Origin of the sequence: Bradyrhizobium sp. SK17 (genome assembly GCF_002831585.1) — a bacterium.
GTDB lineage: Bacteria > Pseudomonadota > Alphaproteobacteria > Rhizobiales > Xanthobacteraceae > Bradyrhizobium.
On the sequence record NZ_CP025113.1, the window covers coordinates 3,995,629 to 4,019,151 of the forward strand.

Sequence of the window (23,523 nt, forward strand, 5' to 3'; positions counted from 1 at the left end):
TCATCGTCTCGGTGCACCCGGTGATAACTCATCCGGCGATCGATGCCTTCGACGGCATCCAGTCGGCCGGCTCTGCATTTGCCGCGCTGCGGGGCCCAGTCTGAAGCATGTCACATCTGTTGGGTGGACCGGCTCTTGCATGCTAGTGGTAATCCACGTTCAACCTCCGAGGCCAGAATTCTCATGCCCATCGTCAACCGCGTCGCCGATCTGCAACCCGATATTCAGGCCTGGCGCCGCGACATCCATGAAAACCCCGAACTGCTGTACGACGTGCACCGCACTGCATCATTCGTGGCCGACCGTCTGCGGGAATTCGGCTGTGACGAGGTCGCGACCGGGCTCGGCAAAACCGGCGTGGTCGGGGTCATCAAGGGCAAGAAGGGGCCGGCCAAGGGCGACGTCAAGGTGATCGGCCTGCGTGCCGACATGGATGCGCTGCCGATCCACGAGGAAACCAACCTGCCTTACGCCTCGAAGACGCCGGGCAAGATGCACGCCTGCGGCCATGACGGCCACACCGCGATGCTGCTCGGTGCCGCGCGCTACCTCGCCGAGACACGCAATTTCGCCGGCGATGCGGTGGTGATCTTCCAGCCCGCCGAGGAGGGTGGCGCCGGAGCTGCCGCGATGATCAAGGACGGCCTGATGGACCGCTTCGGCATCGAGCAGGTCTACGGCATGCACAATGGTCCGGGGATTCCGATCGGGTCGTTTGCGATCCGCACCGGCCCGATCATGGCTGCGACCGACGCGATCGACATCAAGATCGAGGGGCTCGGCGGTCATGCCGCGCGGCCGCACAAATGCATCGATTCCGTGCTGGTCGGCGCGCAACTCGTCACCGCGCTGCAACAGATCGTCGCGCGCGCCGTCGATCCGCTCGACTCCGCCGTGATATCGATGTGCGAATTCCACGCCGGCAATGCCCGCAACGTGATTCCGCAGACCGCCGAGCTGCGCGGCACCGTGCGCACGCTGACCAAGGAGGTGCGCGATCTGATCGAGAAGCGCGTGCGCGAGGTGGTGGATGGTGTTGCGAAGATGACCGGCGCCAAGATCGACCTGACCTATGAGCGCGGCTATCCGGTCACCGTCAATCACGAAGCGCAGACCGAATTCGCGAGCCGGATCGCACGTGATGTCGCGGGCGCGTCCAACGTGCACGAAATGCCGCCGCTGATGGGCGCCGAAGACTTCTCCTATATGCTGGAGTCGCGGCCCGGCGCCTTCATCTTCTGCGGCAATGGCGACAGCGCCGGCCTGCATCACCCCGCCTACAATTTCAACGACGAGGCGATCGTGTTCGGCACCTCGTATTTCGTGAAGATCGTGGAGAACGCGCTGGCGGCGTGAGGCAGAGAGCCGTCGCGCTTTCGGCCGTCATTGCGAGGAGCGAAGCGAGGAAGCAATCCATATCTCCGCTTGCAGTGCGATGGATTGCTTCGCGGAACCTGTCATAGGGCGACGCTGGGTGCCGACCCGTTGGCTCGCAATGGCGGGTTTCCTCTCGGTTGGGAGGTGCGTCCCTCACGCATCCCATCGCACCGGCAATGATACCGGGCCGCGGAACACCCAGCCGCGGACGACGGGCGGAGCGTCTTCGCGCAAGCGCAGATTGCGCAGGCGTTCAAACAGCATCGGTGCCACGATCTTGCCGACGGTGAGCCGTGATACCCAGGTGCCGGCGCAGAAATGCGGGCCGGCGCCGAATGCCAGGTGCGATTGCTTGGGCCGCGTCACGTCGAAGCGATCGGGGTCGGCGAAGCGGTTGCCGTCGCGGTTGGCGGCGCCGACGCAGAGCCCGATCTGAAGGTTCTCGGGCAGCGTGGTGCCGGAGAGTTCGACATCGCGGGTGACGCGGCGCGGATACATGCCGATCGGCGAGATCCAGCGCACCGCTTCCTCGAGCGCGGCCGGCCATAGCTCCGGCCGTGCCAGCACGTTGTCTTTCTGCGCAGGGTTTTCCAACAGACCGAGCACCAGCGTCAGGATCGCGTCGCGCGGCTCGTTCAGCCCACCGCCGATGATCACCTTGACGTTGGCGCGGATGCCGTCGAGCGGCATCGGCGGATCGGCATTGATCATCGAGGACAGGATCGAAGGGTTCGGATGGCTGCGATGGTCATCGAGCGCGGCGTCGATTGCGGCATCGACATCTGCGCTGGCCTGCATCGCCTTGCGCTCGACCTCGGCATCGGCGGCGTAATTGCCGGCGCCGTCGATCAAGGCTTGCGACCATTCGGCAAGGGTCTGCCACGGCATGTCGCGAAAGCCGATCATCGCCATCAGGCTGAGCGAGGCCATCGGCGCGGCGAGCGTTGCGAACAGATCGGCCTCGTCGGCAACCGACAGGTCGGCGATCAATCTTTCCGCGATCGCGGTGAAGATTGGCGCCCAATGCTCCTTGATCGTGGCCGGGCGGAACGAGGGTTCGATCGCCTTGCGGCCGATAGCGTGCTCGGCGCCGTCCTTGCGCATGAAGGTCGGCCCCATCACTCTGTTGACCAGCGAGCCGGGATTGTCGGCCGAGTAGGTCGCGGGCTCGCGCTCGATCCGCGTGATATCGTCGAAACGGGTCACCAGCGTCAGCTTTGCGGGCTCGACATAGACGGCCGGCGCCAGCTCGCGCAGGCGGCGGAAGATCGGATAGGGGTCGTCGAGCAGGTCCTGATACGCGATGTTGGTGACGATTGGCACGGCGCTGGTCATGGGTCCTCCCGGGAGCGCTTTTTTGCCAAGGCTAGCGCCCGGGGCGAGATCGCTCAATTCGATGATGTCGATGAAAGTCATCGAAATATTTGATGACCGTGTGATAGGCTGGGCCGCTGGCAATGCGGGAGGTGAAGCGTGGCGGTCAGTTCATCGATCGATCCGATCGACATCGGGAGCTTGCGCACGCTGGTGCTGGTGTACGATTTGCAGTCGTTCTCCGCGGCCGCGAAGCGGCTCGACGTCAACCAATCCACTGTCAGCTATGCGGTCGAGCGGCTGCGCGGCGCGCTGCATGACCCGCTGTTCGTCCGCAACGGCAATGGCGTGACCGCCACCGAGCGCTGCGCGGCGCTGGTGGACTGGGCACGCGACATGATCGCCGAGATCGACGGACTGGCGGCACCGGCGGAATTCGATCCGGCGACGGCGCAGGGCAGCGTCACGATCTCCTGCAACTATCACGAACGCCAGACCCTGATCCCGCAGTTCAGCGTGCGGCTGCGCGCCGGCGCGCCGAAGGTTCGGCTCGTGCTGCTCGATGCCGCCGGCCATGGCGACATCCATCTCAAGCAGAACCAGTGCGACATCGTGCTGGGTCCGGTCGGGATCGTCGGCGAAAGCTTCTTCAGGCGCCATGTCCTCACCGACCACTATGTCTGCGTGATGGATCCGGCCAATCCGCTGGCGCGGGGCCGGATCGCGCTGTCGGCCTATGCCAGCGCCGCGCACGTCTTCATCACCCATAGCGGCGAATGGCAGCCGCTTTATCTGGAGGCGCTGAAGGCAAGGAAGGTCGAGATCGAGCCGGTGGTCAGCCTGCCGAACCATGACAGTCTGGAGCGCATCGTCGCCGGCACCAGGCTCGTCGCAACGATTCCGCATCACCTGGCGCGGGCGATGCGCGGCGGTCTGCATGTCGCGGCGCTGCCATTCCGCGTGCCGATCTCGATCGACATGTACTGGAGCGCCCGGACGGCCAGATCGGGCCTGCACAAATGGGCACGCGGGCTGCTCGCGGAGGAGGCGAGGGCCTACGCGGCCTGAGCCCACCTTGACGGCAAAAGGCCCGCACTTGACGTGCGGGCCTTTGTCCGGCGCGGGTCGTGCACCGAGAGCGGGTCGGTCTCAGAACACGTGGTAGAACACGTAGTACAGGATGCCCGAGAGGATCATCGCGGCCGGCAGGGTCAGCACCCAGGCCATCGCGATGTTGCGGATCGTCGCCCATTGCAGGCCGGAGCCGTTCGCCGCCATGGTGCCGGCGATGCCGGACGACAGCACGTGGGTGGTCGAGACCGGCAGGCCGTAACCGTCGGCCGCCGCGATCGTCGCCGCTGCCGTGATCTCGGCGCAGGCGCCCTGCGCATAGGTCAGGTGGGTCTTGCCGATCTTCTCGCCGACGGTGACGACGATGCGCTTCCAGCCGACCATGGTGCCGAGGCCGAGCGCGATGGCGACGGCGAACTTCACCCAGCTCGGGATGAACTTCGTCGCGGCATCGAGCGAGCCCTTGTACTCGTTCAGCGTGGAGACGTCGGTCGCGCTCAGCTCGGCTTCCTTGTCCTTCATCAGGAGGCGGATCGCTTCCGAGGCGAGGTACATGTCGTTGCGGGTGTTGCCGACCACGTCAGCCGGGAACTTGGCCAGCGAGCCATACTGGGCGACCTGTTGGCCGATATCGCGGACCAGCACCGCCAGCGAAGGATAGGTGCCTTCATTGATCTGGTGCTGCGAGACGTAGTTGGTCACGGCCGGGCGCGGATTGCCGATCACGTTGTAGCCGGCGGCCTTGCCCTCGATCACCTTGCTGGCCGCGGTCGAGTGCGAAGCGAACTGCTCGATCTGGCTCGCGGGCAGCGCGCGGTTCAGCGCATAGGCGGTCGGCACGGTGCCGATCAGGATCAGCATGATCAGGCCCATGCCCTTCTGGCCGTCATTGGAGCCGTGGAAGAAGCTGACCAGGGTGCAGGTCAGGATCAGGATGCCGCGGATCCACCACGGCGGCGGCTGGTCGCCGACCGGCTCGCCGAACAAAGCGGGCGTGGCACGCACCAGCACGGCCTTGAGGATGTAGAGCAGGCCAGCCGCCAGCACGAAGCCGAACAGCGGCGACAGCAGCAGCGCCTTGGCGATATTGGCCGCCTGCGACCAGTCCACGCCGGAGGTGCCGTCGCGGCCGCGCAGCAGCGCGTTGGTGATGCCGACGCCCATGATCGAACCGATCAGGGTGTGCGAGCTCGAAGCCGGCAGGCCGAGCCACCAGGTGCCGAGATTCCAGATGATGGCGGCGATCAGCAGCGCGAACACCATCGCGAAGCCGGCGCTCGAGCCGACCTGCAGGATCAGCTCCACCGGCAGCAGCGACACGATACCGAACGCGACCGCGCCGCTGGAGAGCAGCACGCCGAACAGGTTGAACAGGCCCGACCACACCACGGCGACATGCGCCGGCAGCGAGCGGGTGTAGATCACGGTGGCGACCGCGTTCGCGGTGTCGTGGAATCCGTTGACGAATTCGAAGCCGAGCGCGATCAGCAGCGCGACGAACAGCATGATGTACGGCAGGAACGAAGTCACGCGCGTGCCGGTGGCGTCGACGTCGGCATAGATGCTGTAGGCAACAAACAGTAGGGCGGCCGCAACCACGCCCATGTAAATGACACCCGTCATCGGGTGAAAGCCCTTGTCGAGATCCGGGCCCTTCTTCAAGGCTGGTTCGATCGAGCCGGGTAACGCCATATCGCTCATGGTAAACTCCTGTCCCAATGCCTCCGATTTTGATCGATGCATATGACAAGCAATTGAAATCCGGCCCGTGAAATGAAGCGGCGCTCCTTGGCGGTGGACGGCGGGCCGAATTTTTGTGCAACGCATTGAAGGTGCGCGCACTGTTTCGATCTCGTGGCAATGTTCAGCAACAGAAGCGGGTTGATCGCGACGTAAACTTGCTGCCTGCGTTGCACAGCGCGAAACAGTGTGAGTACGAGATCACACAGGACTGTCAGTCCGGCCGACGAGAGCTCACGACGAAGTATCCGACGAGCGCGGCGACGAGATGGGTCGGCTGGCTGGATGAGGTAGCACGCGAGTGAGGTGGTGAGATGAGGTGGCGCGCCGCACGATTGGGGCTAGTCGAACCGCGCAGCGCGCCTGCCTCAGGGTACGTCATGGCGTGAACATGACGCCCGATACCGTCTGAATGTGCTACGCTATCACGGATCAATTAAAGGTTGTAGGTATTTCAGAGCAATTTCGCACAGGGCTGTGCGTCCTCCAGTTCCGCTGGTCTTGCGGAACTCAAGCCGCATCGGCGGCGTCTCGCAGTTGACCTGCCGCGATCTTCAAGTCGTCGATAAAATGCTGATATTCCAGTGCCTTGGTACTCTCGTCTGGCAACCGCAGCAGATAAGAAGGATGCACTGTGACCAGCACCCTGGTTCCGTCGTGCTCGATCAGCCTGCCGCGGTTCTTGTTGATCGGCGTGATCTTGCCGAGCACGCTTTGCGCTGCGGTCGCGCCGAGCGCCACCACCAGTTCCGGCCTGACGGCGGCGAGCTCGCGCTGATACCATGGACGGCAGGTGCGGATCTCCGCCGTGCCCGGTTTCTGGTGCAGTCGGACCTTGCCGCGCTGCACGAATTTGAAATGCTTCACCGCGTTGGTGATGTAGACCTTGGCGCGATCGATACCCGCTTCCTTGAGCGCACGATCGAGCATCTGCCCGGCCGGTCCGACGAACGGATGGCCGGCGAGGTCTTCCTTGTCGCCAGGCTGTTCGCCGACCAGCATCAGTGTCGCGTTCTGCGGGCCTTCGCCGAACACGGTCTGCGTCGCGTCCTTCCACAGTGGACAGGCGCGGCAAGCGGCGGCCTCTTCGCGCAAGGCGGCGATCGCGTCAGCAATCGCTTCATGGGCTTGCCTGTCATGGGCCTGCTTGCGGGGCATCGGCACATCCTGCCGCTTCTGCGGTTCGCTCGCCCGGCGTGCGATGAAGGGACCGCTGGTCATGCGCATGGCGTCTTCGATCAAGGGCTTAATGATCGAGTCCTCGGGCAGGTTCCTCCAATAGGCCTGCGGCGCCTCCATCAGTTTCAGCCGGGCGGGATTGAACAGGCCGTTGTGATGACGCCGCCAGACCTCCTCGAGCCGATCCTCGCTCGGCACCTCGGACTTGGCGATGCCTGACGTGATCGAGATCGCGTGGCCGTCCCAATGCGCGCAGACATCCGGGGTCAGGATCGACCACGGCATGTCGGCGAAGCGGCTGGCGAAAAACGGTGCGGCGGACGCGACGATATGATGCTCGGGCTCGAACCAGGCGACGTAGTGCGCCTTGTGCTCGCGGCCGATTTCGCGGAAGCGGAGATGCGCATGCATCCTGTCGATGTCGCCATAGACCGCGCGTGCCATTGCGTGGACTTCGGCGACATCAGGATCGATGGTCGTGCCGAGCAGATCGTGATGGCTGCGCAGTCGCCACAGCAGGCGATAGAGCAGGGCGAAGCGCTCGTCATGGCAATGCAGGATCGCCGTTCGCGCCAGCTCGACGAATCTGGCGGGGACGTTGAACTGCACCTGCGGCGCGTCGGGCATCTCGTTCGCGCGGGATGTCGGCAGCAACGCGTCGTCACTGCGTATTTGCCATGTGACGTCCGCCGGCCTGACGTCATGCGATGCCAGTTGCCGTGCGGCTTTGCGCCAGCCTTCGAAATCGGTGTCGTTGTCGAGCACGATGAGATGCATGCGATTGCTCCGTTTCCGTCACGCCGCCGATGTCCGGGCCCGTGCGCCTCACCGCCGCGGGGAAAGCGGAGAAGGCCGGTGCGGCCGCTTCCAAACCCCTTGATTCCGCTGATGAATCGGCAGGCTCACCAATCCGATTGACTCCGCTGGCCCTGTTAGCTTTATATTAGAACATATCATGAACATTTGGGCCAGTCCCTGGCTCTCTGTTCAGGTCAGTGACGGCTTCAAATTTTGGTTGGAAGGAGCGGCGCAATGAACGGCGCACGCACGGGTACGCTTGCGTCTCTGCGCGGCAGCATCGCGCGCATCGAGGCGTCATCGGAGGCGGCGATGCCGAGCCGCGTTGCGCTCGGTCACAGCGGCGCCGACGCGATGCTGCGCGGCGGGCTTGCACCGGCTGCGCTGCACGAGGTGTTCGCGGCCGGCCATCAAAGTGGCGCGGCGACCGGCTTCATCGCGGGGCTCGCCGGACGGCTATCGGCGCGCAAGCCGCTGGTGTGGGTGCGGCAGGATTTTTCCGACCGCGAGAACGGCGCGCTGTCGATGCGCGGGCTTGCCGAGCTCGGCCTCGATCCGCGCCTGCTGGTCACGGTGCGCGCCGCCGATGTCGATGGCGCCCTGCGCACTGCGGCCGATGCGCTGGCCTGCGATGCGCTCGGCGCTGTGGTGCTCGAGGTCTGGGGCGAGGCGCGCCAGCTCGATCTCGTCGCCAGCCGCAAATTGACGCTTGCGTCGCAGGCTGCCGGCGTCACCGCGCTGGTGCTGCGGATCGCGGCGACGCCGATCCCCTCGACCGCGGAGACGCGCTGGATCGTGCGCGCGGCGCATTCGCCGCCCGGCCATGCGGCCTCCGCCTGGGGCGCGCCGCGCTTCGATGCCGAACTCGTGCGCAATCGTCATGGCCCGGTCGGGCGATGGATCATGGAATGGAAATGTGATGAGTGCCAGTTCAGTGAACCGTCGGCGAATTCTCAGCCTGTGGCTGCCACGCCTGCCCATCGACCGCATCAAGCGCAAGCTCGCGCAGGAAATCGCCTCGCAAGCTGATGCGCGGGAGGTGGCTGAACCTTCAAGTGAGGCGAGCACATCGGCAGGGCTCTCTCCCCCTTGCGGGGGAGAGTTGGAGAAAGGGGGACCACAGACGCCGGCGTACATGGCTTACCCCTCTCCCTAACCCTCCCCCACAAGGGGGGAGGGAACCCGTCCGCTCATGCGTCCCTTACGAAGAGCAACGAACTCCCCAGCGTCGTGGTCGCAAAAGACCACAACGCCATCCTGCTGCATGCCGTCGACGAGGCCGCGGTGCGGGCCGGGCTGTCGATCGGGCTGCCGCTCGCCAATGCGCGTGCGATCTGTCCCGAGCTCACCGTCTACGACGCCGATCCCGCGGCCGACCTGAAGACGTTGAACGACATCGCCGACTGGTGCGATCGCTTCACACCGTTGGTGGCGCTCGACGCGCCTGATGGCCTGTTCCTCGACATCACCGGCTGCGCGCATCTGTTCGGCGGCGAGCGCGCGCTGCTGCAGGTCGTGACCGGCGCGCTGAGCCGGCGCGGCTTTGCCGTCAGCGCGGCGATTGCCGGCACCTCGATCGCGGCGCGCACGCTGACGCGCCATGTCTCGGGCAAGATCGTTGCCGATGGCGCGGAGGCGCACGCGGTCGGCCCGTTGCCAGTCTCCGCGCTCGGCGCCGATCCTGCCATCACCACCGGCCTGCGCCGCGCCGGCCTGAAGACCATCGGCGATGTCGCCGCGCGCGCCCCGCACGAGATCTCGGCACGGTTCGGTTCGGCCTTCACCACCCTGCTCGGCCACGCGCTCGGACAGGGCGATGCTCCGATCAGCCCACGCAAGCCGCTGCCCGATTACATCGTCGAGAAGCGTTTCCCCGAGCCGGTCGTAACCGATACCGTGATCGCGCCGACGCTCTCGAGCCTCGCCAAAATGCTGGTCGCCGCTATGGACAAGCAAGGCAAGGGCGCCCGGCAACTGGAAGCGAGCTTCTTCCGCACCGACGGCAAGGTCGCGGCGATCATGGTCGAGACCGGGCGTCCGGTGACGCGGCCGGAAATGATCGACCGCCTGTTCCGCGAACGGCTCGATGCGCTCAACGATCCGCTCGATCCCGGCTTCGGCTTCGATCTCATCCGCCTCGCCGCAGGGCGTACCGAGATCGTGGTGCAGCAGCAGCGCGATCTCGACGCCACGGTGCACGACAATGACGAGATATCGGCGCTGATCGATCGCATCGCCGCCCGTATCGGCGGCAAACGCGTCGTCGTGCATCTGCCGCTCGAGAGCCACATCCCCGAGCGCGCGACGCTCGCACTGCCGGCGCAGCATCATCTGGCCGCCGCCAGTGCCGCCGCCTGGCCGGAGCGCGTCACGGGCGAGCCGCCGCTACGGCCACTCAGGCTGTTCGAGCGGCCCGAGCCGATCAAGGTGCCATTCGCGAGCGTGCCGGACGGTCCGCCGCACCAGTTCACCTGGCGGCGCGCCTTGCATGCGGTGGTGCGGGTCGAGGGGCCCGAGCGGATCGCGATGGAATGGTGGAAGCAGGACGGCGCGTCGCTGACCCGCGATTACTTCCGGGTCGAGGATGCCGAGGGCCAGCGCTTCTGGATCTTTCGCGACGGTCTGTACGAAAGCGAGCTGCGCGACGAGGCGGGTAAACCCGTTCCGGCAAACTGGTATATGCACGGGCTGTTCGCATGAAGGCGCCAGTCACAGACTATGCCGAGATCGGCATCACCAGCAATTTCTCCTTCCTGCGTGGCGGCTCCGATCCGCGCGCCTATGTGCATCAGGCGAGCGAACTCGGGATTCCCGTGATCGGGATCGCCGATCACAACACGCTGGCCGGCGTGGTGCGCGCCTGGAAGGAGCTCGACAGCGAGAAGGTCGCCCATCCGCCCAAGTTCCTGGTCGGCGCCCGCATCGTCTTCATCGACGGCACGCCCGACATCCTGGTCTATCCGCGCGACCGCGCCGCCTATGGCCGGCTGTGCCAGCTCTTGACCCGCGGCAAGCGCGGCGGCGGCAGAGCGTTTTCCAGCGAAGTGGACACCGGTTCGCGTGAAGAAAACGCGTCAACACAAAAATCCGAGCGCGTCGAGAAGGGCGACTGCCGGCTCACCTTGCCTGATCTCGTCGATTTCGCCGAAGGTCAGCTTTTGGTGCTGGCGCTGCCGCATCGTTTCGAGACCGATGACGCGCTCGACGTGCTCGCTCAATTGAAGGCGAGCGCTGCCGATGGCGTCTGGCTCGCCGCGAGCCTGCTTTATCGCGGCGACGACAGGCGCCGCCTCGCACGGCTGCATGGCCTCGCCACCGAAGCGGGCGTACCGCTGCTCGCCACCAACGAGGTGCTCTATCACCATCCCGCGCGCCGTCCGTTGCAGGACGTGCTGACCTGTATCCGCGAAAAGACCACCATTGAGGCGGTCGGCCGCCGGCTTGAAGCCAACGCCGAGCGGCATCTCAAGCCGGCGCATGAAATGGCAAGGCTGTTCCGCGACTGGCCAGCCGCCATCGCGGAAACCATGCGCTTCGCCGCGCGCATCTCATTCTCGCTCGACCAGCTCAAATACCAGTATCCCGACGAGCCGGTGCCGCCGGGCAAGACCGCGCAGCGTCATTTGGAGGATTTGACCTGGAGGGGAGCGCACCGAAAATTTCCAACTCGGATTTCGCCTAAACTCAAGAAGACCTTGCACAAGGAATTGCGTCTCATCAGGAAGCTGAAATACGCACATTACTTCCTCACCGTGCACGACATCGTGCACTATGCGCGCAGCCAGAACATCCTGTGCCAGGGCCGCGGCTCGGCGGCGAACTCGGCAGTCTGTTATGTGCTCGGCGTTACCTCGGTCGATCCGACCAAGGTCGATCTCTTGTTCGAGCGCTTCATCTCCAAGGAGCGGCTGGAGCCGCCCGACATCGACGTCGATTTCGAGCATTCGCGGCGCGAGGAGGTGATGCAATATGTCTACCGCCGCTATGGCCGGCATCGCGCAGCGATCATCGCGACCGTGATCCATTATCGTCCGCGCAGCGCGATCCGCGACGTCGGCAAGGCGCTCGGGCTGACCGAGGATGTCACCGCGGCGCTCGCCGACACCGTGTGGGGCAGCTGGGGCAAGGGCCTCAACGACATGCAGGTGCGGCAGGCCGGGCTCGATCCGAAAAACGCGATGATCACTCTCGCGGTCGAGCTCGCCACCGAGCTGATCGAGTTTCCGCGCCATCTCTCGCAGCATGTCGGCGGCTATGTGCTGACCCAGGACCGGCTCGACACCTATGTGCCGATCGGCAACGCCGCGATGGACGACCGCACCTTCATCGAATGGGACAAGGACGACGTCGACGCGCTGCACATGATGAAGGTCGACGTGCTCGCATTGGGCATGCTGACCTGCATCCGCAAATGTTTCGACCTGATCGATGACCACAAGGGCAAGCGCTGGGAGCTCGCCTCGGTCCCGCCGGACGACGAGAAGGTCTACGACATGCTGTGCCGCGGGGAATCGCTCGGCGTGTTCCAGGTCGAGAGCCGGGCGCAGATGAACATGCTGCCGCGCCTGAAGCCGCGCACCTTCTACGATCTCGTCATCGAGGTCGCGATCGTGCGCCCCGGGCCGATCCAGGGCGACATGGTGCATCCCTATCTGCGGCGGCGCAACAAGCAGGAGCAGGTGAGCTATCCGTCGCCGGCATCTGACAAGGGCGACAAGAACGAACTCTACAACGTCCTGCACAAGACGCTCGGCGTGCCGCTGTTCCAGGAGCAGGCGATGCGGATCGCGATCGAGGCGGCGCATTTCACCTCGGAGGAGGCCAACGGCCTGCGGCGTTCGATGGCGACCTTCCGCAACCTCGGCACCATCGGCAGCTATGAGGAGAAGCTGGTCGGCAACATGGTAGCGCGCGGCTACGATCCGGATTTCGCCCGCAGCTGCTTCGACCAGATCAAGGGTTTCGGCTCCTACGGCTTTCCGGAAAGCCATGCCGCGAGCTTCGCCCAGCTCGTCTACATCTCGTCATGGCTGAAGCATTATCATCCCGATGCGTTCTGCTGCGGCCTGCTCAACTCGCAGCCGATGGGTTTCTATGCCCCGGCGCAGATCGTCGGCGACGCCCGCCACAACGGCGTCACGGTGCGCGAGGTCGACGTCTCCTTCAGCTTTGCGCAGAACACGCTGGAGGAGAAGGTCGGTGATCACTGCGCGGTCCGGCTCGGCTTCCGCCAGATCGACGGCTTTCACTGGCTCGATGAGGACGAGGAGCGGTTGAAACGAATGCAGCAGACGCTGCGCAGTACAGGTGAGTCAGGGGGGCACGAACGGGTGGGCTCTCTCCCCCTTGCGGGGGAGAGTTGGAGAGAGGGGCAAGCCACGACCACCGCCCGTGCGGCTTACCCCTCTCCCTAACCCTCCCCCGCAAGGGGGGGGAACCCGCCCACCTCCCGCGCGGCCTTGGACAGAAATGAGCTCGACTGGGCCGACCGCATCGTCGCGGCGCGCAACCGCCGGCCCTTCACCTCGCTGGAGGAGTTCGCCCGCGACACCGCTCTCCCCAAGCGCGCGCTGATCCTGCTCGCCGACGCCGATGCGTTCCGCTCGCTCGGGCTCGACCGCCGCGAGGCGCTGTGGGCGGTGCGGCGGCTGCCTGACGACGTGCCGCTGCCGCTGTTCGAGGCTGCCACCGCGCGCGAGCAGCCGGATGAAGGCACAAAACCATTGCCGGAGATGCCGCGCCCCGAGCAGGTGGTCGCCGACTACCAGACCATCCGTCTGTCGCTGAAGGGCCACCCGATGGAATTCCTGCGCGAGATGTTCACCAAAGAACGCGTCGTCGCCTGCCACACCATCAACCGCCGCAACGACCGCCGCCGCGTCCGTTGCGCCGGCGTCGTGCTGGTGCGGCAGCGGCCGGGCAGCGCCAAGGGCGTGGTGTTCATGACGCTGGAGGACGAGACCGGCATCGCCAACATCGTGGTGTGGCCGAAGGTGATGGAGCAGTACCGCAAGGAGGTGATGGGCGCCCGCCTGATCCTGGTCGAGGGCTATATCCAGAGCAGCCCGGAGGGTGTCACGCATCTGGTGGCGCAGCGCATGACCGACCGCTCCCACGATCTGATCGGCCTCGCCAATGAATCTCCTGTCAGCAAGCACCCGGTGCCCGCGGGTCCCGCGCTGATCGAGCCGCTCAACGACGACCGCCGCGATCACGGCGACAACTCGCCGCAGAAGATCCGTCATCCCCGCAACGTCCGCATCCTGCCGCCGTCGCGGGACTTTCATTGAGGGATACACGAATCGTAGGGCGGATTAGCCGAAGGCGTAATCCGCCGCTCAGTTCAACCAATGTGAAGCTCATGCCGAATTATCGTCGCGCATTCATCCCCGGTGGCTGTTGGTTCTTCACGGTAAACCTGCTGGACCAACGATAAACCCTGCTCGTTGATTACATTGCGGAATTGCGCAGCGCCGTTGAGGCGACGCGTCGGGACTATTCCTTTACAATCGACGCATTCGTTGTCCTGCCCGATCATTTGCACGCGATCTGGACCTTGCCACCAGGCGATGCCGATTTCTCCACGCGCTGGCGGCTGGTCAAGAACCGTTTCGCAAGAGTGCTTCCAAAGCACGAACAGCTCAGCGACGTTCGTATCTCTCGCAACGAACGCGGAATCTGGCAACGTCGGTTCTGGGAACACCTGATACGCGATGAGGCCGATTACGCGCGTCATATTGAGTACTGCTACATTAATCCGTTGAAGCATCGGCATGTCGCACGGGTATGCGATTGGCCACATTCTTCGTTTCATCGCGACGTGCGCGCAGGATTGTTCCCGGGCGACTGGGGTGGTGACGTCGCGCTGAGCAGCGACTTCGGCGAACGACAATGATCCCCGAGGGAATGGCGGATTACGCCTTCGGCTAATCCGCCCTACGATTCTCCAATCCTCACGCTATTTTCATCGCAGCCGAGCCCATACCGCGCCGCACATCGACCGCCGCCGCCTTGTACGCCGTGCGCCAATTGCTATCGTCCCGCCACCCGGGCGATCGATCCGGGGTCTGCAACAACGACTGGGGAGGACTACATGCGTTATCTCACTGCGCTCATCGGCGCGGCATGCGTCGCGTTCGTCACCGCCACCGGCGCCTTTGCCCAGGTGCCCTCCAATCCCGACAATCCCAACGACGTCGTCCCCGATGCGCTGACGCCGCCGCCCTATGGCGAACCGATCAACCTCGAAACCGCCAAGAAGGTCGCCGCCGCGGCGGTCGCCGAGACCCAGAAGCGGAACTGGAATGCATTCTGCATCGCGATCGTCAATCCGGCCGGCGAGCTCGTCTATTTCGAGAAGCAGGACAATTGCCAATACGCCTCGATCGGTGTCTCGCAGCACAAGGCGCGCACCGCGACCCGCTATCGCCGGCCGACGCTGACGTTCGAAAACCTGATCGGCAAGGGCGCCTATTTCAACTATCTCATGACGCTCGATGACGTGATCGCCTCGCGTGGCGGCAATTTGCTGATGGTCGACGGCAAGATCGTCGGCGCCATCGGCGTCAGCGGCGGCTCCGGCTCGCAGGACAACGTGATCTCGCTCGCCGGCCAGGCCGCGCTGAAGTGAGGTAACGCCGTGATGCTTCCGCCGCAGGATGGACCGTCCAGCCTTCGGCGGTTGCCGCAATTCATACGATTTGAGCTAAACCCCTAAGCAACCCGAAAGCGAGGCCGGATACTGATCGTCCGTCGAGCGGGCTTTCAGTACGGGTGATGCTTGCAGTCTTCGGAATCGCCGCGGAAATCGCGCGGCCTGGTCGTCGTCAGAACGCCGGATCGAAAGCCGGCCCGTATCAAGCGGCTGAATCTCTGGTTGTCGACAGGCAGCACCACCGATGGACTCTGGGTGGGCAGCCGCGAGAACAAGCCCTATCCGGGATTGCGTCGTGTCGAGCAGGCCTTGCAGCTGATCAAGGATAGCGACCCGCTCAACTATGCCCGTGTCGTGCGCCATCTCGATCGCGTTTGGGTAGATCTGATCCCGGCGTCCGTTGCGCTTTACGATTCGTCATTGAACGCGTGCGTCATCGACGAGCGGCATGTCGTCGATCCCGCGACGACCCTCGAAAGAATCGCCTCCACGATTATTCACGAGGCGACCCATGCGCGGCTCGAAGGATGGGGCATCGCCTATGTCGAGCGGGATCGGTCGCGCATCGAGGCAATTTGCCAGCGCCGGGAGTTGAAATTCCTCGCCAGGTTGCCCGAAAGCGAGGCCTTGCGGGAGGAAATCGCGTGGTCGATCGAATGGTACGATTCCAATGTGGACGACCTTTCGGACGCGAGCTTTCGGCACCGCGATGATCAGGGCATGATCGAAGCTCTGCGCCATGTCAACGCGCCGAACTGGTTGGTCAGATTCGCTTTGTGGGTGATCTGGCGACGGCGCTTGCGTCGGTTCGCAGCGCAGGCCGCGAAATGAAGCCGCTGTGGGAGCAGCAGATGAAATCTTCCGCAGTTGCACACTATTCCACCGCGGCCCCCACCGGCGGCCCGCCGGGCGGGCGGTGCAGGAAGGTGATCGACGCATAGGCGCCGACCCACGAGCCGGCCGCGGCAAAGGCAACGTAGAGCCAGTTCTCGGTGTAGCTGATCACCGCGTAGGAGGAGAGCACATACCAGACGCTGCTCCAGGTCGCCGCCGGCACGCGCTTGCGCGCGACGACCGCCGAGGTGAACATGACATAGACGGCGTCGGTCGCCGCGGTCGCGAGGAACACGCCGCCGGCGGTGAAGGGATCGATGGCAGCCATGGCAACTCCTGCTAGGGTCCGGAGAAGGCATGATCCGGAAAGACGTGCAGCGGTTTTCCGACGAGATCATGCCCAAACAAGATATGACGGCGAAAACGGGCGCCGCCTGTTTGTCATCATGCTCGGGCATAGGATAATCGCAACGAGGAATGCGCATGCAAGACGTCCATGAAATTCTGGCTGATATCTGGACTGGCGCCGGCGGTGCGCTGTCCGTGCTCGACGCGGTCAGGCTGACTGGCAGCGAGCCGCAGCTGCCGTCCTCGTTTCGTGTCGCGGCGGCGGCGCAGGCGCCGATCGCCGCCGCTGGCCTTGCGGCAGCCGAGATCTGGAAAGCCCGCAGCGGCGAGGCGCAGGACGTCGCGGTCGACATGCGCCATGCCGTGGTCGAATGCCGCAGCGAGCGCTATTTGCGCCTCGACGACAAGCCGCCGCCACCGGCCTGGGACAAGATCGCCGGCGTCTATCGTGTCCGCGACGGCCGCTTCGTCCGCCTCCACACCAACTTCCCGCATCACCGCGACGCCGCCTGCAAGGTGCTGGGCTGTGACGCCGAGCGCGATGCGGTCCAGGCCGCGCTGCTGCAATGGGATGGCGAGGCGTTCGAGACCGCCGCCTATGCCGCAGGCGGCGTCGTTGCCCTGATGCGCTCGCATGACGAGTGGTCGGCGACACCGCAGGCCCGGGAGCTGGCAAAGCTGCCGCTGATCTCGATCGAGAAGATCGGCGAGGCCGCGCCGAAGCCGTGGCCCGCGGGCGACCGGCCGCTGGCCGGCATCCGCGTGCTCGATCTGTCGCGCGTGATCGCAGGTCCGGTCGCCGGCCGTACGCTCGCGGCGCATGGCGCCGATGTGCTGCTGATCTCGGGCCCCGATCTACCGGCGATTCCCTGGCTCACCATCGACACCGGCCGCGGCAAGCTGACCACGTTCCTCGAGCTGCGCAGCGAAGAGGGGCGGGGCGTGATGCGCGGCCTCGTGGCGCAGGCCGACATCCTGTCCCAGGGCTATCGACCGCAGGCGATCGCGCGGCTCGGCTTCTCGCCGGAAGAGGCGGCGAGCATCAACCCCGGGATCGTCTATGTGACGCTCTCGGCCTATGGGCATGCCGGGCCATGGGCGGACCGCCGCGGCTTCGATTCGCTGGTGCAGACCACGACCGGCTTCAATCATGCCGAAGGGCAGGCGGCCGGTATCGAAGGGCCGAAGGAACTGCCGGCCCAGATGCTCGACCACGCCACCGGGTATTTGATGGCATTCGGCGCCATGATGGCCAAGGCGCGGCAGGCCCGCGAGGGCGGCAGCTGGCACGTCCGGGTGTCGCTGGCGCAGACCGGGCGCTGGCTGTGGAATCTCGGCCGCCTCCAGGGCGGCCTTACGACCGAGGACCTGAAAGCGGACGCGGTGCAGCCTTTCATCGAACAGCTTCCGTCCGGCTTTGGCATGCTGAGTTCGGTTCGGCACGCCGCCGTGCTGTCGAGGACCCCGGCGCATTGGTTCCGTCCGGCCATGCCGCTCGGCAGCCATCCTCCGGAGTTTCCTGTCCCGGGGTTTCCCGGATGAGACATTCAGCCGCTGTTCACGCTACCCGAACTTTAACCACAGGCGTCATCGAAGTGCGATTTAGTGGTTGTTTAGAACGCCAATTCGGCACTATTAGCGCGCCGCTGGGGCTACCCCGCCGGAAACTGCAACGATCGACCCTGCGGACCGCATGTTGAAAGAGTTTCGCAAAAAAATGCAGACGCTTAGCCGCCCACGCCTGGTCGTGGCCGCTGCGGTGCTGGTGGCCGCCTGCGCGGGCGCCTATGGCTACACGCGTCTCGGCGCGGACAAGCAGCGGCCGTCGGAAGTCTCCAGCCAGTCCCGCAAGGGCGGGACGCGCTATGCCCCATCGCCGGCCGAGTGGGCCAGCCTGACCTTCCAGACCGTCACCGAGCACACCTTCCGCTCCGAACTCATCACCGAGGGCAAGATCGGGATCGACGAGGACCGCTCGACCCCGGTCTATTCGCCCTATACCGGACGCGTCACCCGGCTGCTGGTGCGGCCGGGCGACGCCGTGGTGAAGGGGCAGCCGCTGTTCGTGATCGAAGCGGCCGACACCGTGCAGGCGCAGAACGACTACGTCGCCGCGACGACCGGCCTCAACAAGGCGCAGTCGGCGCTCGATCTGGCGCAGATCCAGGAAAAGCGCGCCAAGGACCTGTCCGATGGCAAGGCGATCCCGCTGAAGGATTACCAGCAGGCGCAGGCGGCGCTGGTGCAGGCGCAGAACGACGCACGCTCGGCGCAGACGCTGCTGGAAGCGGCGCAGAACAAGCTGCACATCCTCGGCTTCGGCGATGACGACATCACCACGCTGCAGCAGAAGGGCCGCCTCAATCCGGAAACGACGGTGTTCGCACCGATCGGCGGCACCGTGGTCCAGCGCAAGGCCGGCCCCGGCCAGTATGTCTCGACCGGCGCCAGCGATCCGGTCTACGTGATCGGCGATCTCTCGACGGTCTGGCTGATCGCCTTCGTCCGTGAATCCGATTCCGACAATGTCGCGGTTGGGCAGGACCTCAGCTTCAGCGTGATGGCGCTGCCGGGCAAGGTGATGAATGCCCGGGTCAACTATGTCGCCGCCGCGATCGACGCGACCTCGCGCCGGCTGCTGGTCCGCGCCACCATCGACAACGTCGACAAGCGGCTGAAGCCCGAGATGTTCGCCAATGTGACGCTGTATTCGAAGGGCGACCATCCGGCGGTCGGCGTGCCGAAGCAGGCGCTGATCTACGAGGCCGACCAGGTGCGGGTCTGGGTCGCGCGGCCCGACGACAAGACGATCGAGCTGCGCCAGATCAAGCCCGGGCTCGTCAATGGCGATCTCGTCGAGGTCGCCGGCAATCTCAAGCCGGGCGAGCAGATCGTGACGAAGGGCAGTCTCTTCATCGACCGCGCCGCGTCCGGCACCTGAGAGCATGATCCGGAATAGCGGGAACCGGATTTCCGACCAGATCATGCTCAATCACCAAGTCTCTTGCAGTTGAAAGTGCCGATCTGAATGGATCGCCTCGTCGCCCTTGCCGTCAATCGCCGCTACTTGATGGTGGCCATGTTCGTGGTCGTCATGATCGGCGGCCTGCTCGCGTTCAGGCAGCTCAACATCGAGGCCTATCCCGATCCGACCCCGCCGATGGTCGATATCGTGACGCAGAGCCCGGGTCTCTCGGCGGAGGAGATCGAGCGCTACATCACGATCCCGATCGAGACCCAGGTCGCCGGCATCAAGAACCTGCGCACGATCCGGACCATCTCGCTGTACGGCCTTTCCGACGTCAAACTGCAGTTCTCGTTCGACTACACCTATGACGAGGCGCTGCAGCAGGTGCTCAACCGCCTGTCGCAGCTTGCGCCGCTGCCGGGCAACGTGCAGCCCGGTATCTCGCCGGTCAGTCCGATCGGCGAGATCTTCCGCTACCGCTTGAAGGGGCCGCCGAACTACAGCGTGCTCGACCTCAAGACGTTGCAGGATTGGGTGCTGCAGCGCCGCTTCCGCGCGGTGCCCGGCGTGATCGACGTCACCGGCTGGGGCGGCAAGACCAAGACCTATGAGATCCAGGTCGACTTCAACAAGCTGGTGGCCAACGGACTGACCTTGCCGCAGGTGCTGCAGGCGGTCTCCAACGCCAACATCAATGTCGGCGGCAACACCGTCAATATCGGCTCGCAGTCGGCCGTCGTGCGCGGCGTTGGCCTGATCCGTTCGATCGACGACCTCGCCAACACCATGGTTTCGCAGTCCGGTGGCAATCCGGTGCTGGTCAGGGATATCGCCACCGTCACGGTCGGCGAGAAACCACGGCTCGGCATCGCCGGCATCGACAATGATGACGACATCGTGCAGGGCATCGTGCTGATGCGCCGCGGCGAGCAGAGCTCGCCGACGATCGCCCGCGTCGAGCAGCTCGTCAACCAGATCAACAACTCCTCGATCCTGCCGCCGGGCGTGAAGATCGAACGCATCTACGACCGCAAGGACCTGATCGACCTCACCACCCACACCGTGCTGCACAACATGGTGGTCGGAATCCTCTTGATCGTGCTGTTGCAGTGGATATTCCTCGGCGACCTGCGCAGTGCGCTGATCGTCGGCGCAACGATTCCGTTCGCGCTGTTCTTCGCAGTGGGCATCCTGGTGTTGCGCGGTGAATCCGCCAATTTGCTGTCGGTCGGCGCGATCGATTTCGGACTGATCGTCGATGCCACGGTCATCATGGTAGAGGCGATCTTCCGCCGGTTGTCGCAGACCACCGCGCTGTCCGACGCGGAGCAGGCGCACATCTCCGACGACACCGTGATGGGGATGAAGAGCCACGCGATCCTGTCGGCCGCGGCAGACGTCTCGCGCTCGATCTTCTTCGCCGCCACGATCATCGTCGCCGCGTTCCTGCCGCTGTTCACGCTGGGCGGCGTCGAGGGCAACATCTTCGGCCCGATGGCGAGGACGTATGCGTATGCATTGGCGGGCGGGCTGCTGGCGACGTTCACGATCACGCCGGCGCTGAGCGCGATCATCCTGCCCGCTCATATCCACGAAACCGAGACCTGGATCGTCAAGAAGCTCGACCAGATCTATCTGCCGGTCCTGAATTGGGCGATCGCCAACCGCAAGGTCGTGATGACCGGCGCCGCCGGGCTCGTGGTCATGACCATCGTGTTCGCGCGGTTCCTCGGTCTCGAATTCCTGCCCAAGCTGGAAGAGGGCAACCTGTGGATCCGCGCCACGCTGCCGCCGACCATCTCGCTGCAAGAAGGCAATGCCTATGTCAACGAGATGCGGCGCCTGATCCGCAGCCGGCCGGAGGTCGTCTCGGTGGTGTCGCAGCATGGCCGGCCCGATGACGGCACCGACGCCGCCGGATTCTTCAATGCCGAGTTCTTTGCGCCGCTGAAGCCGGCGAGCGAATGGCCGAATACGCACGACAAGGACGAGCTCACCGCGCAATTGCTGGCGCAATTGCAGGACAAGTTCCCGGGCGTCGAATTCAACTTCTCGCAATATCTGCAGGACAACGTCTCGGAAGCGGTGTCCGGCGTGAAGGGCGAGAACTCGATCAAGCTCTACGGCAGCGACCTGCAGGCGCTGAGCGACACCGCCAACAAGATCAAGTCCGTGCTGTCGACCGTGCAGGGCGTCACCGATCTCGCGGTGTTCACCTCGCTCGGCCAGCCGACCATCCAGATCGACGTCGACCGTGCCCGCGCCGCGCGCTACGGCCTGTCGCCCGGCGACATCAACGCCACCATCAAGGTCGCGGTCGGCGGCGATGCCGCCGGCGACCTCTATGAATCCGGCAGCGACCGGCACTTCCCGATCATCGTCCGGCTCGCGCCGGAATTCCGCAAAAGCGCGGAGGCGATCCAGAACCTGCGGATCGGGGTCACCAACGCCAATGGCGGCATCACGCAGATCCCGCTCAGCGAAGTGGCCTCGATCAACCTGATCTCGGGCGCGGCCTACATCTACCGCGAACAGCAGGAGCGTTACCTGCCGATCAAGTTCTCGGTGCGCGACCGCGACCTCGGCAGCGCGATCCTGGAGGCGCAGCAGAAGGTCAACGAGCAGGTGCAATTGCCGCCGGGATCGCGGCTCGAATGGGTCGGCGAGTTCGGCAATCTTCAGGACGCCATCAAGCGGCTGTCGATCGTGGTGCCGATCAGCCTCGTGCTGATCGCGGCGCTGCTGTTCTTCAATTTCGGCTCGATGGTCGACACCATGCTCGCGATGAGCGTGATCCCGATGGCGATCTTCGGTGGCGTGCTCGGGCTGTTGATCTCGGGCATCCCATTCAGCGTCTCGGCCGCGATCGGCTTCATCGCGTTGTTCGGCATCGCCGTGATGGACGGCATCATCATCCTGTCGCGGTTCAACCAGCTGATCGACGAGGGCTACGACCGGATGCGCGCGGTGATCCGCACCGGCGAGTTGCAGCTTCGCCCGGTGCTGATGACCTGCGTGGTCGCCGGCATCGGCCTGCTGCCGGCCGCGGTGTCGGAGGGGATCGGCTCGCAGGTGCAGAAGCCGCTGGCGATTGTCGTCGTCACCGGCATGATGCTGGCACCGATCGTGATCCTGATCACGCTGCCGGTGCTGATCTCCTATTTCTCGCGCCGGCCGAAAGATAACGTCAGGTGAAGCCGTAGAGCCGCGCCGGATTGTCGACCAGGATGATCTTGCGGATTGCAGCGTCCGGCGCCCACACCGGAAGCTGGTTGAGGAGGCGGCCGTCGTCGATCTGGTACAGCGGCGTCACGTCGGTGACCTTCTTGCCCGCCGGCGTCACCGAATCCGGGTGTGGCCAGTCGGTACCCCAGACGATGCGCTCGGCATTGGCGGCGATCAGTGCCTGGGCTAGCGGCGCGGCGTCCGCATAGTCGGGCGCAAGCCTGGAGGCGCGGTAGGCGCCGGAAATCTTGACATGGGCCTTGCCGGATTTGACGAGGCCGAGCAGGTCGGCGAACCCGGGTTGGCCTGTGCCGAGTGCGGCCTCGGCGCCGCCGAAATGGTCGAATACGACCGGCACCGGAGCGGTGGCGACGAGGTCCTTGATTGCGGTGATCATGGCAAGGTTGGTGAACAGCTGCACATGCCAGCCGCGCGCCTTCATGCGCTCGACCGCGGCCGAGAAGCGCTGCCGTCCGACATTGGGATCGTTGACGCCGCCGGTCGCAAGGTTGAGGCGGATGCCGCGGAAGCCGGCCTTGTGCATCGCGTCGAGATCGCTCTCGCTGGTCTTGTCGTCGATCACGGCAACGCCGCGCGCCGTCGGTCCGCGTGCGGCCATGCCGAACAGCGTCGATGAATTGTCGGGGCCGTAGACGCTCGGCGTCACGATCACCACACGCTCGATATGCAGCGCCTTGTGCAGCGCGCTCATCTCCTCCGGCGAGGCCGATTCCGGCGTGTAGACGCGGCCGGCGAAGAACGGGAATTTGGCGGGGTCGCCGTGGATGTGGGTGTGGCAGTCGCACGCACCGGCAGGCACGTCGAAATTCACCGGCGTCGACGGTTGCGATGCCCTGGAGAATGCGCTGCCGCTGGTCATGGTCGCTCCTGCTGCGATGGAAGCCAGCATCATACCGCGTCGCGTCAGCATTGGACGTCTCCCTGCGTGCTCGGCTGTTATGCGCGCACTCCGCGCGCCGGCATTGTCGGGCGCCGGCGGGGCGGAAGGTTATCG

Annotated in this window: 14 protein-coding genes and 3 pseudogenes; 12 read left to right on the plus strand and 5 right to left on the minus strand. The window is 65.0% G+C overall.

Annotation, left to right across the window (positions count from 1 at the left end):
- Window positions 1–183 precede the first annotated feature (183 nt).
- On the plus strand, window positions 184–1,356 hold the full coding sequence (locus tag CWS35_RS18350; RefSeq protein ID WP_024579465.1) for a M20 aminoacylase family protein: 1,173 nt from the start codon (window positions 184–186) through the stop codon (window positions 1,354–1,356).
- Window positions 1,357–1,530: 174 nt separating this feature from the next.
- On the opposite strand, the gene CWS35_RS18355 is transcribed toward CWS35_RS18350, so the two are convergent.
- Window positions 1,531–2,712, minus strand: coding sequence for a cytochrome P450 (locus CWS35_RS18355; protein WP_100956480.1), 1,182 nt, complete (start codon window positions 2,710–2,712; stop codon window positions 1,531–1,533).
- A 138-nt stretch (window positions 2,713–2,850) separates the two neighbouring features.
- Here CWS35_RS18355 and CWS35_RS18360 point away from each other — a divergent pair, with 138 nt between their 5' ends.
- Entirely contained in the window at window positions 2,851–3,759 is a 909-nt protein-coding gene (locus tag CWS35_RS18360) for a LysR family transcriptional regulator (RefSeq protein WP_100952949.1), read from the plus strand.
- 81 nt (window positions 3,760–3,840) lie between these two features.
- Here the strand turns inward: CWS35_RS18360 and CWS35_RS18365 are convergent, their stop codons facing one another.
- Window positions 3,841–5,463 carry an inorganic phosphate transporter gene (locus CWS35_RS18365; RefSeq protein WP_024579468.1) on the minus strand — a complete coding sequence of 541 codons (1,623 nt, stop codon included), beginning with the start codon at window positions 5,461–5,463 and terminating at the stop codon, window positions 3,841–3,843.
- A gap of 549 nt (window positions 5,464–6,012) precedes the next feature.
- The gene (locus tag CWS35_RS18370) at window positions 6,013–7,458 is read right to left on the minus strand and encodes a UdgX family uracil-DNA binding protein (RefSeq protein ID WP_100952951.1); all 1,446 of its coding nucleotides are present in this window, start codon (window positions 7,456–7,458) and stop codon (window positions 6,013–6,015) included.
- A 255-nt stretch (window positions 7,459–7,713) separates the two neighbouring features.
- On the opposite strand from CWS35_RS18370, the gene CWS35_RS18375 reads away from it, so the two are divergent.
- The 7 genes and pseudogenes from CWS35_RS18375 (at window position 7,714) to CWS35_RS18400 (ending at window position 15,964) form a co-directional block, all read left to right on the plus strand.
- Window positions 7,714–8,508: an ImuA family protein gene (locus CWS35_RS18375; RefSeq protein WP_100952953.1), complete on the plus strand. Its 795-nt coding sequence runs from the start codon at window positions 7,714–7,716 to the stop codon at window positions 8,506–8,508.
- Window positions 8,468–10,179 (plus strand): annotated as a pseudogene (locus tag CWS35_RS18380) (DNA polymerase Y family protein). The gene CWS35_RS18375 and the pseudogene CWS35_RS18380 overlap by 41 nt, the downstream one beginning before the upstream one ends.
- The gene (locus CWS35_RS18385; RefSeq protein ID WP_371682792.1) at window positions 10,176–12,893 is read left to right on the plus strand and encodes an error-prone DNA polymerase; all 2,718 of its coding nucleotides are present in this window, start codon (window positions 10,176–10,178) and stop codon (window positions 12,891–12,893) included. Before CWS35_RS18380 ends, CWS35_RS18385 begins: the two are co-directional and overlap by 4 nt.
- Before the next feature lie 63 nt (window positions 12,894–12,956).
- Window positions 12,957–13,769: pseudogene (locus CWS35_RS40640) on the plus strand (OB-fold nucleic acid binding domain-containing protein); the annotation flags it as partial.
- Between the two features lie 71 nt (window positions 13,770–13,840).
- Window positions 13,841–14,374, plus strand: a pseudogene (locus tag CWS35_RS18390) (transposase).
- A 198-nt stretch (window positions 14,375–14,572) separates the two neighbouring features.
- A complete protein-coding gene (locus CWS35_RS18395; RefSeq protein WP_024579474.1) occupies window positions 14,573–15,109 on the plus strand; it encodes a heme-binding protein in 537 nt (178 codons plus the stop codon).
- Between the two features lie 150 nt (window positions 15,110–15,259).
- Window positions 15,260–15,964 (plus strand): hypothetical protein, encoded by a 705-nt coding sequence (locus tag CWS35_RS18400; RefSeq protein ID WP_100952957.1) that lies wholly within the window; start codon window positions 15,260–15,262, stop codon window positions 15,962–15,964.
- Window positions 15,965–16,007: 43 nt separating this feature from the next.
- Here the strand turns inward: CWS35_RS18400 and CWS35_RS18405 are convergent, their stop codons facing one another.
- A complete protein-coding gene (locus CWS35_RS18405) occupies window positions 16,008–16,295 on the minus strand; it encodes a hypothetical protein (RefSeq protein ID WP_024579476.1) in 288 nt (95 codons plus the stop codon).
- Window positions 16,296–16,450: 155 nt separating this feature from the next.
- Between CWS35_RS18405 and CWS35_RS18410 the strand changes: the two genes are divergently transcribed.
- The 3 genes from CWS35_RS18410 (at window position 16,451) to CWS35_RS18420 (ending at window position 22,478) form a co-directional block, all read left to right on the plus strand.
- Window positions 16,451–17,857: a CoA transferase gene (locus CWS35_RS18410; RefSeq protein ID WP_100956482.1), complete on the plus strand. Its 1,407-nt coding sequence runs from the start codon at window positions 16,451–16,453 to the stop codon at window positions 17,855–17,857.
- Between the two features lie 151 nt (window positions 17,858–18,008).
- The gene (locus tag CWS35_RS18415; protein WP_100952959.1) at window positions 18,009–19,256 is read left to right on the plus strand and encodes an efflux RND transporter periplasmic adaptor subunit; all 1,248 of its coding nucleotides are present in this window, start codon (window positions 18,009–18,011) and stop codon (window positions 19,254–19,256) included.
- 87 nt (window positions 19,257–19,343) lie between these two features.
- Complete coding sequence (locus CWS35_RS18420) at window positions 19,344–22,478, plus strand: efflux RND transporter permease subunit (protein ID WP_100952961.1); 3,135 nt, start codon at window positions 19,344–19,346, stop codon at window positions 22,476–22,478.
- Here the strand turns inward: CWS35_RS18420 and CWS35_RS18425 are convergent.
- The gene (locus CWS35_RS18425) at window positions 22,471–23,439 is read right to left on the minus strand and encodes an amidohydrolase family protein (protein ID WP_100952963.1); all 969 of its coding nucleotides are present in this window, start codon (window positions 23,437–23,439) and stop codon (window positions 22,471–22,473) included. The two genes, CWS35_RS18420 and CWS35_RS18425, sit on opposite strands and share 8 nt — an antisense overlap.
- Window positions 23,440–23,523 lie beyond the last annotated feature (84 nt).

Coding starts and splice junctions, on each gene's coding strand:
- CWS35_RS18425 (WP_100952963.1), bottom strand. CDS start 23,439: ATGCTGACGCGACGCGGTATGATGCTGGCTTCCATCGCAGCAGGAGCG.
- CWS35_RS18370 (WP_100952951.1), bottom strand. CDS start 7,458: ATGCATCTCATCGTGCTCGACAACGACACCGATTTCGAAGGCTGGCGC.
- CWS35_RS18375 (WP_100952953.1), top strand. CDS start 7,714: ATGAACGGCGCACGCACGGGTACGCTTGCGTCTCTGCGCGGCAGCATC.
- CWS35_RS18405 (WP_024579476.1), bottom strand. CDS start 16,295: ATGGCTGCCATCGATCCCTTCACCGCCGGCGGCGTGTTCCTCGCGACC.
- CWS35_RS18395 (WP_024579474.1), top strand. CDS start 14,573: ATGCGTTATCTCACTGCGCTCATCGGCGCGGCATGCGTCGCGTTCGTC.
- CWS35_RS18415 (WP_100952959.1), top strand. CDS start 18,009: ATGTTGAAAGAGTTTCGCAAAAAAATGCAGACGCTTAGCCGCCCACGC.
- CWS35_RS18365 (WP_024579468.1), bottom strand. CDS start 5,463: ATGAGCGATATGGCGTTACCCGGCTCGATCGAACCAGCCTTGAAGAAG.
- CWS35_RS18385 (WP_371682792.1), top strand. CDS start 10,176: ATGAAGGCGCCAGTCACAGACTATGCCGAGATCGGCATCACCAGCAAT.
- CWS35_RS18350 (WP_024579465.1), top strand. CDS start 184: ATGCCCATCGTCAACCGCGTCGCCGATCTGCAACCCGATATTCAGGCC.
- CWS35_RS18420 (WP_100952961.1), top strand. CDS start 19,344: ATGGATCGCCTCGTCGCCCTTGCCGTCAATCGCCGCTACTTGATGGTG.
- CWS35_RS18410 (WP_100956482.1), top strand. CDS start 16,451: ATGCAAGACGTCCATGAAATTCTGGCTGATATCTGGACTGGCGCCGGC.
- CWS35_RS18355 (WP_100956480.1), bottom strand. CDS start 2,712: ATGACCAGCGCCGTGCCAATCGTCACCAACATCGCGTATCAGGACCTG.